The sequence below is a fragment of the Rhodococcus sp. PD04 genome, from assembly GCF_035918275.1.
Lineage (GTDB): Bacteria > Actinomycetota > Actinomycetes > Mycobacteriales > Mycobacteriaceae > Rhodococcus > Rhodococcus rhodochrous.
The window spans coordinates 3,859,207-3,870,807 of record NZ_CP142143.1 but is presented as its reverse complement, the minus strand read 5'-3'; the positions used below and the strand labels follow the sequence as shown (position 1 = coordinate 3,870,807).

General features: G+C 68.3%; 12 protein-coding genes. 5 read left to right on the top strand and 7 right to left on the bottom strand.

The window, feature by feature from the left end:
* Nucleotides 1–32: 32 nt before the first annotated feature.
* Together fusA and tuf are read left to right on the top strand one after the other, a co-directional pair.
* The gene (gene fusA / locus U9J23_RS17600; RefSeq protein ID WP_024101663.1) at nt 33–2,135 is read left to right on the top strand and encodes an elongation factor G; all 2,103 of its coding nucleotides are present in this window, start codon (nt 33–35) and stop codon (nt 2,133–2,135) included.
* A gap of 92 nt (nt 2,136–2,227) precedes the next feature.
* Nucleotides 2,228–3,418 carry an elongation factor Tu gene (tuf, locus tag U9J23_RS17595; RefSeq protein ID WP_016690893.1) on the top strand — a complete coding sequence of 397 codons (1,191 nt, stop codon included), beginning with the start codon at nt 2,228–2,230 and terminating at the stop codon, nt 3,416–3,418.
* Nucleotides 3,419–3,547: 129 nt separating this feature from the next.
* On the opposite strand, the gene U9J23_RS17590 is transcribed toward tuf, so the two are convergent.
* Together U9J23_RS17590 and U9J23_RS17585 are read right to left on the bottom strand one after the other, a co-directional pair.
* Complete coding sequence (locus U9J23_RS17590) at nt 3,548–4,711, bottom strand: serine hydrolase domain-containing protein (RefSeq protein ID WP_085470310.1); 1,164 nt, start codon at nt 4,709–4,711, stop codon at nt 3,548–3,550.
* A 122-nt stretch (nt 4,712–4,833) separates the two neighbouring features.
* Nucleotides 4,834–5,412 (bottom strand): TetR/AcrR family transcriptional regulator, encoded by a 579-nt coding sequence (locus tag U9J23_RS17585; RefSeq protein WP_085470309.1) that lies wholly within the window; start codon nt 5,410–5,412, stop codon nt 4,834–4,836.
* A gap of 99 nt (nt 5,413–5,511) precedes the next feature.
* Here U9J23_RS17585 and U9J23_RS17580 point away from each other — a divergent pair, with 99 nt between their 5' ends.
* Nucleotides 5,512–6,687, top strand: a complete 1,176-nt coding sequence (locus U9J23_RS17580; RefSeq protein WP_194699641.1) for an oxygenase MpaB family protein — start codon at nt 5,512–5,514, stop codon at nt 6,685–6,687.
* 48 nt (nt 6,688–6,735) lie between these two features.
* On the opposite strand, the gene U9J23_RS17575 is transcribed toward U9J23_RS17580, so the two are convergent.
* From U9J23_RS17575 to U9J23_RS17555, 5 genes are read right to left on the bottom strand one after another with little or no spacing between them, the layout of a single operon-like run.
* Nucleotides 6,736–7,299, bottom strand: coding sequence for a hypothetical protein (locus U9J23_RS17575; RefSeq protein WP_085470307.1), 564 nt, complete (start codon nt 7,297–7,299; stop codon nt 6,736–6,738).
* Nucleotides 7,296–8,309 carry a DUF6286 domain-containing Asp23/Gls24 family envelope stress response protein gene (locus tag U9J23_RS17570; RefSeq protein ID WP_085470306.1) on the bottom strand — a complete coding sequence of 338 codons (1,014 nt, stop codon included), beginning with the start codon at nt 8,307–8,309 and terminating at the stop codon, nt 7,296–7,298. The genes U9J23_RS17575 and U9J23_RS17570 overlap by 4 nt, the downstream gene beginning before the upstream one ends.
* A complete protein-coding gene (locus U9J23_RS17565) occupies nt 8,302–8,496 on the bottom strand; it encodes a hypothetical protein (protein ID WP_006552248.1) in 195 nt (64 codons plus the stop codon). The genes U9J23_RS17570 and U9J23_RS17565 overlap by 8 nt, the downstream gene beginning before the upstream one ends.
* Complete coding sequence (locus U9J23_RS17560) at nt 8,493–8,804, bottom strand: hypothetical protein (RefSeq protein WP_085470304.1); 312 nt, start codon at nt 8,802–8,804, stop codon at nt 8,493–8,495. Before U9J23_RS17560 ends, U9J23_RS17565 begins: the two co-directional genes overlap by 4 nt.
* Nucleotides 8,801–9,262, bottom strand: coding sequence for an Asp23/Gls24 family envelope stress response protein (locus U9J23_RS17555; protein ID WP_085470324.1), 462 nt, complete (start codon nt 9,260–9,262; stop codon nt 8,801–8,803). The genes U9J23_RS17560 and U9J23_RS17555 overlap by 4 nt, the downstream gene beginning before the upstream one ends.
* A 198-nt stretch (nt 9,263–9,460) precedes the next feature.
* Here U9J23_RS17555 and U9J23_RS17550 point away from each other — a divergent pair, with 198 nt between their 5' ends.
* On the top strand, nt 9,461–10,666 hold the full coding sequence (locus U9J23_RS17550) for an NAD(P)/FAD-dependent oxidoreductase (protein WP_059383285.1): 1,206 nt from the start codon (nt 9,461–9,463) through the stop codon (nt 10,664–10,666).
* Nucleotides 10,667–10,733: 67 nt separating this feature from the next.
* Nucleotides 10,734–11,537 (top strand): glutamate racemase, encoded by an 804-nt coding sequence (locus U9J23_RS17545; protein WP_085470303.1) that lies wholly within the window; start codon nt 10,734–10,736, stop codon nt 11,535–11,537.
* Nucleotides 11,538–11,601 lie beyond the last annotated feature (64 nt).

The window sequence follows — 11,601 nt, the reverse complement described above, 5'->3', positions numbered from 1 at the left end:
AGGACCGACACGAGCTACGAGCGGGGTTACCTGTGGCACAGGAAGTGCTGACCGACCTGAACAAGGTCCGCAACATCGGCATCATGGCGCACATCGATGCCGGCAAGACCACCACCACCGAGCGCATCCTCTTCTACACCGGTGTCAACTACAAGATCGGTGAGACGCACGACGGTGCCTCGACCACCGACTGGATGGAGCAGGAGAAGGAGCGTGGTATCACCATCACCTCCGCTGCTGTGACCTGTTTCTGGAACAAGAACCAGATCAACATCATCGACACCCCCGGCCACGTCGACTTCACGGTCGAGGTCGAGCGGTCGCTGCGCGTCCTCGACGGCGCAGTCGCCGTGTTCGACGGCAAGGAGGGCGTCGAGCCCCAGTCCGAGCAGGTCTGGCGCCAGGCTGCCAAGTACGACGTTCCGCGCATCTGCTTCGTCAACAAGATGGACAAGATGGGCGCGGACTTCTACTTCACCGTGCAGACGATCATCGATCGCCTGGGCGCGAAGCCGCTGGTCCTCCAGCTCCCCATCGGTGCCGAGGATGCCTTCGACGGCGTCGTCGACCTCGTCGAGATGAAGGCGCTCACCTGGCGTGGCACCACCGACATCGGCACCGAGGCCACGGTCGAGGAGATCCCGGCCGACCTCGCCGACAAGGCTGCCGAGTACCGCGAGAAGCTGCTCGAGACGGTCGCCGAGTCCGACGAAGAGCTCATGGAGAAGTACTTCGGCGGCGAGGAACTCACCGTCGCCGAGATCAAGGCGGCCATCCGCAAGATGACCGTCAACTCCGAGCTCTACCCGGTGCTGTGCGGCTCCGCTTTCAAGAACAAGGGCATCCAGCCCATGCTCGACGCGGTCATCGACTACCTGCCGAACCCGCTCGACATCGGCGACGTCATCGGCCATCAGGTCGGTAACGAAGAAGAGGAACTGCGTCGTAAGCCCTCGAAGGAGGAGCCCTTCTCGGCTCTCGCCTTCAAGATCGCTGCGCACCCCTTCTTCGGCAAGCTGACCTTCGTCCGCGTGTACTCCGGCCGGATCGACTCGGGCACCCAGGTGCTCAACTCGACCAAGGGCAAGAAGGAGCGCGTCGGCAAGCTGTTCCAGATGCACGCCAACAAGGAGAACCCGGTCGACGAGGCGGTCGCGGGCCACATCTACGCGATGATCGGCCTGAAGGACACCACGACCGGCGACACCCTGTGCGCGCAGGACGCCCCGATCGTCCTCGAGTCGATGACCTTCCCGGACCCGGTCATCCAGGTCTCCATCGAGCCGAAGTCGAAGGCCGACCAGGAGAAGCTTTCGACGGCCATCCAGAAGCTCGCCGAAGAGGACCCGACCTTCTCGGTCGAGCTCGACGACGAGACCGGCCAGACCGTCATCGGCGGTATGGGCGAGCTCCACCTCGACATCCTCGTCGACCGCATGAAGCGCGAGTTCAAGGTCGAGGCCAACGTCGGCAAGCCGCAGGTCGCGTACCGCGAGACGATCACCAAGCCGGTCGAGAAGCTCGAGTTCACGCACAAGAAGCAGACCGGTGGCTCGGGCCAGTTCGCAAAGGTCATCATCGGCCTCTCGCCGTTCGTCGGCGAGGACGGCGCGACCTACGAGTTCGAGAACAAGGTCACCGGCGGTCGCATCCCGCGCGAGTACATCCCGTCGGTCGACGCGGGTGCTCAGGACGCCATGCAGTACGGCGTGCTCGCCGGCTACCCGCTGGTGAACCTGAAGGTCACCCTCATCGACGGTGCGTACCACGACGTCGACTCGTCCGAAATGGCGTTCAAGATCGCCGGCTCGCAGGCACTGAAGGAAGCGGCCCGCAAGGCCGCCCCGGTGATCCTCGAGCCCCTCATGGCGGTCGAGGTCACCACGCCCGAGGACTACATGGGTGAAGTGATCGGCGACCTGAACTCCCGCCGTGGCCAGATCCAGGCCATGGAGGAACGCAGTGGTGCCCGTGTCGTGAAGGCGCTGGTTCCGCTCTCGGAGATGTTCGGTTACATCGGCGATCTGCGGTCGAAGACCCAGGGTCGTGCGAACTTCTCCATGGTGTTCGATTCCTACGCAGAGGTTCCCTCGAACGTCGCGAAGGAAATCATCGCCAAGGCGACCGGCGAGTAGCCTCCGGGTTATCCCTCGGTCACCTGCACGACCAAGTAATACAAACCGCACTGCTGCATACAGCAAGCAACAACAGTCCAGGAGGACATCCAGTGGCGAAGGCGAAGTTCGAGCGGACCAAGCCGCACGTGAACATCGGCACCATCGGTCACGTCGACCACGGCAAGACCACCACCACGGCTGCGATCACCAAGGTGCTTGCCGACAAGTTCCCCGACCTGAACGAGAGCTTCGCTTTCGATCAGATCGACAAGGCGCCTGAGGAGAAGGCTCGTGGTATCACGATCAACATCTCCCACGTCGAGTACCAGACCGACAAGCGCCACTACGCGCACGTCGACGCCCCGGGTCACGCGGACTACATCAAGAACATGATCACCGGTGCCGCCCAGATGGACGGCGCGATCCTGGTCGTGGCCGCCACCGACGGCCCGATGCCGCAGACGCGTGAGCACGTGCTGCTCGCCCGCCAGGTCGGCGTTCCCTACATCCTCGTCGCCCTGAACAAGGCCGACATGGTCGACGACGAGGAAATCCTCGAGCTCGTCGAGATGGAGGTGCGCGAGCTCCTCGCTTCGCAGGAGTTCGACGAGAACGCTCCGGTCGTCCCGATCTCCGCTCTCAAGGCTCTCGAGGGTGACGAGAAGTGGGTCCAGTCGATCGTCGACCTCATGCAGGCCGTCGACGACTCCATCCCGGACCCGGTCCGTGAGACCGACAAGCCGTTCCTCATGCCCGTCGAGGACGTCTTCACCATCACGGGTCGTGGCACCGTCGTCACCGGCCGTATCGAGCGTGGCGTGATCAACGTCAACGAAGAGGTCGAGATCGTCGGCATCCGCCCCGAGTCGACCAAGACCACGGTCACCGGCATCGAGATGTTCCGCAAGCTGCTCGACCAGGGCCAGGCCGGCGACAACGTCGGTCTCCTCGTCCGCGGCATCAAGCGCGAGGACGTCGAGCGCGGCCAGGTCGTCGTCAAGCCGGGCACCACGACTCCCCACACGGAGTTCGAGGGCCAGGCCTACATCCTCAACAAGGAGGAGGGCGGCCGCCACACGCCGTTCTTCAACAACTACCGTCCGCAGTTCTACTTCCGTACCACGGACGTGACGGGCGTTGTTACCCTCCCCGAGGGCACCGAGATGGTCATGCCCGGTGACAACACCGAGATGTCCGTCAAGCTGATCCAGCCGGTCGCCATGGACGAGGGCCTCCGCTTCGCGATCCGCGAGGGTGGCCGCACCGTCGGCGCCGGTCGCGTCACGAAGATCATCAAGTGAGCTAGTTCTCACTGACGCTCGAACGGCGTCCACCCTTCGGGGTGGGCGCCGTTCGGCGTTTCTGTTCCGGCGCGGGCGCCGTCAGGTGTTCCGGCGCGGGCGCCGTCAGGTGTTCCGGGGCGGAGGCGATCAGCCGACGATCTCCTTCAGCTGGTTCGCCACGGGGGTCACCGGTTCCTCCCCGTCGGCCGTCGCGATGTCGCTGTTCACGGCGGCGACCACCACGGCCCGGCGTTCGGGCAGGTACCCCACGTAGGTGTTGAACCCGGGGAGCTCGCCCGTGTGGCCGAGCCAGCCGTTCTCGATACCGAGCCCGAGGCCGTAGGCGCGGGTGTCGGTCGCACCGGGGATGTCGAACAGGAACGAGTCGAGACGGAGCTGCTGCATCTCGGGGGAGAGGATGCCCTCGCCCGTCCCGAGGGCCGTGCCCCACAGCTCGAGATCGTCGACCGTGGAGATCACCGCGCCGGCCGACCATCCCCACAACGGGTTCCAGTCGGTCGCATCGGCTGTCTGCCCGTCCGGTTGCCCCTGCTCGGTGATCCCGTACAGGTGCGGTGACGCGATTGCCGCGTCGGTGGGCATGACGGTCTCGGTCATGCCCAGGGGATCGAAGATGTCGGTCCGGAAGTACTCGTGCAGGCTCTGCCCGGAGACCTGCTCGACGACGAGCCCGAGCGCGATCGTGTTGGTGTTGGAGTACTCGAACCGTTCCCCGGGTGCGAAGTTCGGTGCGTCGCCGCGCACGTAGTCGAGGAGTTCCTCCGGGGTCCACGACGCCTCCGGATCGTCGAAGAGCCGCTGCTGGAACTCCTCGTCGAAGGTGTAGCTGGGGATGCCGCTGACCATCGAGGCCAGCTGCCCCAGGGTGGCGACGTCCCCGTTCGGCAGGCCCGGCACGTAGCGGCCGATCGGGTCGTCCAGCGACAGTCTGTCGTCCTCCGCCAGTTGCAGCAGAGCGGTGATCGTCATCGTCTTCGTGATACTGCCGATGCGGGTGTGGTCGTCGGGGCCGGGCTCCTCCGATCGATCCGCCCCGATGGTGCCGGACGCACCGGTCCACTCGTACTCCGGGGTGACCACGCGCGCAACGACTCCCGGGAAGCCGACCTCCTCGCGGACTCGGTCGAGCACGTCCTGGAATTCGTCGGCGGGCGCCGCGCCGGAGGCGGGCGCATCAGAGGTCGTCGCTTCGGACGTCACGGCGGGCGGTGATTCGCCCGAGGTGTCGTTGCCGCAGGCAGTGGCAACGGTGAGGATCACGGCGGACAACACGATCGGTAGTCGGCGCACGGCACTCTCCCCGGTCGAGACGACTGTGTGAGAACGACAGTGATCAGTATGTGCCGTTCGGCAGGACGTCGGGTCTGTTTTCGAACCCGGAGACGACCGCGCCGTACATGGTGCGCTGTGCGTCAGGCGCTCTCGATCGCGGAGAGGAGCATCCGCGCCGTCACCGCGATCATCCGTGCCCGATCGGATCTCCGTGGCCGCAGCAGGGCGATTCGTGAGCACAGGCTCGCCGTCGCTCCCATCACGATGAACACGAGATCGTCGAGTGCCGCGTCGTCGAGATCGGGTCGCAACCGCGCCGGGATGATACGTCCCAGCGGCCGCAGCGGACCTTCGACCTCGGCCCACGCGAGCCCGAACTCGATCTCCTCCGAGGTGTACGACACCCGGAGCACCGCGGCGTGCTTCTCGAACGCGGCGGTGAGGCTTTCCACGACCGTCACCATGGCTTCCTCCGGTTCCTGGTCCATTGCCCGCCCGATGGCGGTGGACAGCGAGGTGGTGATCGCGTGGACGGCGGTCATGCGGAGTTCGTCGAGCACGGCGTCGACGTCGGGGAAGTACCGGTAGACCGTCCCGATGCTCACGTGGGCGTGCTCAGCGAGTGCCGTGGTGCTGATCCGCGCGGTGGGTCTGCGCTCGAGCAATTCGTACGCAGACGTGAGGAGCAGCTTACGAGTGTCGTGACTCCGCTGCTGCACGGGACGTTTCCGAGGTGCTTTGCCTGCGGTTCTGTCACCGCGCGGGGAGCTCATGAAAAGTGAATAGTAAGTGAGGATTCCTCGTGTTTCCATGGATGCATGGAGCGACGTATCCCACGCGATCTCGTCAACGCCGACCTTGCGGTGCGCCGATACGCCGATCTCGGCGAGCGCTGGCTCGACGGCATGTGGCAGGCCGACCCCCTCGCCGACGCCGTGGTGAACGACGACTTCGGCGCGGCCTCCGCAACGGACGCAGTGCGCGTCGCGCTCGCCGACGGGGTCGACTCGGTCCCCGGCGCCCCCGATTCCCTGCGCGAGCTGTTCGCCTTCCTCGACGACGAACCCGCCTGGGTCGACCACGACCGCATCGACAACGCCGCCGACGCGCTCGTGCGGCACACCCCGATTCTCGGCATGGTGCTCGGGGCCGCATCGCTGCTGCGCGGTGCCGGGAACTTCATCGCCGGAAAGCCTCTCGCGCTGACGGGCCGTTACGTGAGCCGGCCGGCCGTGCGATCGGTCGAGGTCGGGGAGTGGCTGCGGCACGTCCTCACCCGCGGTGGAATGCGCCGCGACGGAGGTGGATTCGCGTTCACGGTGCGGGTGCGTCTGATCCACGCCCACGTGCGCAAGGGCATCCTCGCGAGTGGAGTGTGGGACGAGGACGCCTGGGGAGTGCCGATCCCGCAGTCGTACATGGCGCTGACGATGGCCGAGTTCGGCCACATCGCGGTCGAGGCGATGCAGACTCTCGGGGTGCGCTTCACCGATCGCGAACTCGACGACATCTACCACCTGTGGCGATATGTCGGGCACGTCATCGGGATGAGCGAGGAACTGGGCCCGCGTACCGAACGCGACCACATCGCGGTCGAGGAGCTGTACCGGCTGACCTCGCCGGGGCCCAGCGACGAGGACCGGGAGTTCGTCACCGCACTGACCGAGCAGTATCTCGTCCCGGAGCTGGCGAACCTGCTGCCGGGCACCGCACCGATCCGGACGACGGTCGCCCGCACGGTGATGCACTCGCTGCAGCGCGTGTTCATCGGCGACGCCGACGCCGACGCCCTGCACATCCCCGACAGCCCGCTCAAGTACGTCCTCGGACGTGTCGGGCCGCTGCTCGCACTCGTCAACCGCGTCCAGGAACTCCGTTATCCGGACCTCGAACGGACCACGAGGCGGGCCTACAAGGTGCGCGACGTGGCGATGGACCGGATGCGGGTGGACTACCGCGTCGAGCACGACCTCGTGGACGCAGCCGCACGCTGAGCCGCACCGGAAGGGGTGGGTGGGCTCCGGCCCCCGTGCCGGCCGAGGTCAGTGGACGTCCACGGCCGGGTCGAGATGCACCAGGACCTGCGTCGCTACATGCGCCCCGCCGAGAGCCCGCGCGACCCGCTGGGCGGCGTCCTCGGCGGCCTCCGTCAGTTCGGTGACATCGATGGTCGGGTCGGCGTGCACCACCACGGAGAGCGTCGGCAGGTGGCGTTCGACTACGGCCCGTCCGCGCACGGCCCGCACGCCCGGCAGGGCGGCGAGTTCCGCTGCCACACCGTCGGCGACAGGACCGAGCTCGATACCGAGGGTGGCATCGGTGACCTGGTCGTAGAGTTGCACGGTCGAGGTGCGCCGGCGAGACAGGTTGACCGCGAGCAGCGCGATGCCGAGCACGAGTCCGCCTGCGAAGACCGACCACAGGGCCGGCGTCCACCACGACTGGTCCGGCACGTCGGTCACACGGGGACGGTCGAGACGCGAGAGCTGTTCGCGGGCGACGGGAACCTGCCACACCCACGCGAGGGCGAATGCGCCGACGCCGGCGAGCGCGAGGCCCGTCAGGAAGGTGACGAGCCGATTCGCCAGCACGGTACGGAGTTTCACCGCGCCACCTCCACCACGAGTTCGACGGGGTCGGCGAGCGCCGCGAGGTTCGGGGCGACCGCGCCGCGCACGGAGGCGGTGATCTCGTCGATCGGTGTCTCGTCCTCGATCGAGATACGCACCACGGCGCGGCGACGGTCGACGACCGTGCGGGCCGTGCGCACGCCGGTGAGCGCGGACGCGTGGGCGCTGCACATGCGTGCGACGTCGGTGCGCCGCATCCACACCGTGGGCACCGGCCCCGCGACCTGCAGCGGGACATGCGTCCGGCGACGCGGTTTGAGCGAGACGACGATCAGGACGATCCCGAGGACGAGGCACACCCCCGCGATGGGTGCGAGCCAGGTGTGCCAGTGCAGGCGGCCGAACCACTCGAAGGAGTTGCGCAGCCACGGGGCACCGCCGTAGGTCCCGTTGACGATGAGCAGTTCCCGCGCGGCGACGAACGACAGGGCGAGCGCCGCGATCGCGACGATCGCGGCGGCGGGTGCGGCCGCGGGCGGCGCCAGCGGTGGCAGGGGAGCGACGGTGGGGATGTCGGGGTCCGGGGTGGTCCGTGCCGCGACGATGTCGGATTCCAGGTACTCGACGGGTGGCTGCGCCTCGGCGGTCTCACCGTCCTCGACGAGCGCGGTCGCGACGATGAGCACGTTGAGTTCGCTGATCCGCATGCCGGTCAGGTCGTGCAGTTGGCGTTCGACCGCATCGTGGACGCGGCGGGTGAGCATCGCCGCGTCGTACGGCCATTCGGCGGCGATGTAGAGATTCACCGCGACGGCCATCGCTCCGGTGGAGACGTCGGCCCGGGGCAGGTCGCGGCCGGTGAGGCGCAGGATGCCCCCTCCGCTGTGCCGCACCACACCGGGGACGCCGAGCGCGGCGGCCGCGGCGATACGTTCGATCGCGCGGTCCTTGATCACGAGGCTGCCGCGTTCGCCCGGGGGAACGCCCCCGGTGTCGAGTGCGGTGTCGTCGGAGGTCCCGACGTCGGGTGCGGTGGGGTCAGCCACGGCCCCGACTCCTCAGCAGGGCGCCGAGGTCGAGGTGGCCGTCGCGGTGGGCGCCGATCGCGGCACCGAGCGCGCCGAGCAGCACGGCGAACAGCAGACCGCTGAAGCCGCCGATGATGCCGGCGAGGGCCAGCAGCAGCCCCGCGAGGAGTCCGACGACGGTGTTGCTGACGGGTGTGTGGTTCACGATGGGGCTCCTTCTCGTTCACCGGCGTGGACGTCTTCGATCGTCACCTGCACGGGCACGTCCACCAGCGGGGACACCCGGACGCGGACGGCGTCGGCGACGGCCTGGAGATCGGCGGGGATCCGCACGACGATGTGCACCGCGCAGAGCCGATCGGTCAGCCGCACACCTTCGACCCGTCGCCCGGGCAGGTAGGTGGCGACCTCACCGAAGGCGCCGCGGTGCAGACCCACGACGCCGGGAACGGACAGCGCGGCGTCCGCGACCAGGTCGGCCGTGCTCGCCTGCGCTGCGGATCCGGGGTTCACTGCACGCGGGGTTTGGCGTCGTCGGTGAGGGCTGCGGCCTCTTCGTGGAGCATGACGTCGAAGACCGTGATGTTGACCTCGGTGACCTCGAGTCCCGTCATGCGCTCGACCGCGGCGATGACGTTGTGCCGGATGGCGACGGCGAGTTCGTGCAGCGCGACGCCGTATTCGGCGACGATGCCGATGTCGATCGCGGCCTGGCGTTCACCGACCTCGACGGCGACACCCTGTCCGTGGTTGATGCGCGCACCGGGGATGCGGTCGCGCAGTGCGCCCACGACGCGGGCGGTGCCGGCGCCCACCTCGATGACGCCGCTGATCTCGCGGGTCGCGAGCCCCGCGATCTTGGCCACCACCGCGTCCGCGATGATCGTGCGGCCCTGCGGGCCGGCGGGTCCGGAGGAGGTTCCGGTGCCGAACTGTATGCGGCTGATACCTGCGCCGCTGTCGCTGGTCATGAGGGCTCCCAGGTAGGTGTACCGGTCGTGTTCCGTGCTCGATCCCATTGTCCTCACGGTGCCTCGAACTCTAACGGCCGACGTAGGTCTGTCGCCCGCCGTCGCTGTTTGGTAAGAACGTGGGACGCAGGGTGGGATACATCACTGACGCGCGGCACGAGCATTCGTGTCACAGACGAAGCGAAGGATGGGCCGAGGGTGTCGAACGAGCGGGAGACCGAGAGTACGCCGGAGCGCGTCGTCGTCGTGGGCGCCGGTCTGGCGGCGGTGCGTACCGCCGAGGAGTTGCGCCGGGCCGGATACGAGGGCGAACTTGTGCTCGTCGGCGACGAGACGCACCTGCCCTACGACCGCCCGCCCCTGTCGAAGGAGGTCCTGCGCGGCGACCGCGACGACACGACCCTCCGCCCGAGCGAATTCTTCGAGGAGAACCGCATCGAGCTGAAGCTCGGTGCGGCGGCCCGTTCGGTCGACACCGCAGCGCGCACCCTCACCCTCACGGACGGCACCGAACTCGGCTACGACGAACTCGTCGTCGCCACGGGTCTGCGGCCCCGCCGCATCCCCGGTCTGCCGGATCTGGCGGGAGTCCATGTCCTGCGGTCGCTCGAGGACAGCCGCGCGCTGCGCGAGGCGATCGTGCCGGGTGCCCGCGCACTGGTGGTCGGCGCCGGATTCATCGGATGCGAGGTCGCGGCGAGCCTGCGGTCGCGCGAGGTCGAGGTCGTGCTGGTCGAACCGCAGCCCACCCCGCTCGCGTCGGTGCTCGGTGCCGAGGTCGGTGCTCTCGTCACGCGGCTGCACACCGCCGAGGGTGTCGACGTGCGCGCCGGCGTCGGTCTGTCGGAGATCCGCGGCGACGAGCGTGTGACCTCCGCGGTCCTCGGCGACGGCAGCGAGATCGAGATCGATCTCGTGGTCCTCGGCATCGGTTCGATCCCGGCCACCGAGTGGCTCGAGGGTTCGGGTGTCGAGGTCGAGAACGGAGTCGTGTGCGACGGCACGGGCCGCACCTCCACCCCGCACGTGTGGGCGGTCGGCGACGTCGCGTCCTGGCAGGTGCCGGCCGGTGGCCGCCGGCGCATCGAGCACTGGACGAACGCCGGTGAGCAGGCATCCGTCCTCGCCAGAACCATCATGGGTGTCGAGGCCGGGGCGGCCGCGCAGGTGCCCTACTTCTGGAGCGACCAGTACGACATCAAGATCCAGGGCCTCGGTGCGGTCACGGCCGACGACACGGTGCACGTCGTGCGCGACGACGGCCGCAAGTTCCTCGCGTACTACGAGCGCGACGGCAGGCTCGTCGGTGCCGTGGGCGGCGGCCTGCCCGCGCTAGTCATGAAGTCGCGCGCGAAGATCGCCGCGGGCGCCCCGATCGACGAGCTGCTCGCGGCAGCGGTATAGGGGAGTGGGCTGCGCGTCGCGCCGACCGCACTCGGGTCGGCGGTGCGCGACCCGCTAGATTCGTAGGGTGATCGTTGCGCTCATCGACTCGGGTCTCGGGCTGTTGCCGACGTCCGCGTGGCTGCGACGGTTGCGTCCCGATCTCGACCTCATGTTGTCGACGGATCCCGACGGCGCCCCGTGGGGGCCGAAGTCACCGGACTGGGTGATCGACCGGGTCGTCACCACCGCCCGCCGCGCCGTCGACCGCGGCGCCGAGGTGGTCGTGCTCCCGTGCAACACCGCATCGGTGACCGCCCTCGAACACGTACGGGCCGATCTCGGCCCGTCGGTGCCCGTGGTGGGCACGGTTCCCGCGGTCAAGCCCGCGGCCGCGGCGTGCGACTCCGTGGCGATCTGGGCCACCGCGGCGACCACCGCGAGCAGGTACCAGGCGAATCTGATCGAACAGTTCGCGAACGGGTCCGAGGTCGTCGGTGTGGCGTGCCACGGACTCGCCGATGCCATCGATGCGGGTGATCGGGTGGCCGTCGCCGCAGCGGTCGCCTCCGCGGCCGAGCGCACCCCTCGGGACGTGCAGGGTGTGGTTCTCGGCTGCACCCACTACCCGCTGGTCGCGGACACCATCACCGAACATCTGCCGGCCGGGGTGCGCCTGTTCGACAGCGCCGAGGCCGTCGCACGGCAGACGCTGCGCCGCATCGATGCGCTCGGGCGACCCGCCTCGGGCTCGGGTCGTGTCGAGGTCTTCCGCAGCGGTGTGCCCGGAGAGTTGCCGCCGGCAGCGACGGTCTTCGCCGCCGGTCGTGCCCTGCTCGCGGCGCCCGGCGACATGCGCGACGCGGACGTCGAGGACGCCACCTCTCTCTGAGTGTCCGAGCCGCCGGGTGGGTGGCCGGAGGAATACTTCGTCGAGCGAAGTATGTTGGTGAAGG

Bases quoted from the DNA above. Each gene is read 5' to 3' on its own strand.
- U9J23_RS17580 (WP_194699641.1), top strand. From the start codon at position 5,512: ATGGAGCGACGTATCCCACGCGATCTCGTCAACGCCGACCTTGCGGTG.
- U9J23_RS17555 (WP_085470324.1), bottom strand. From the start codon at position 9,262: ATGACCAGCGACAGCGGCGCAGGTATCAGCCGCATACAGTTCGGCACC.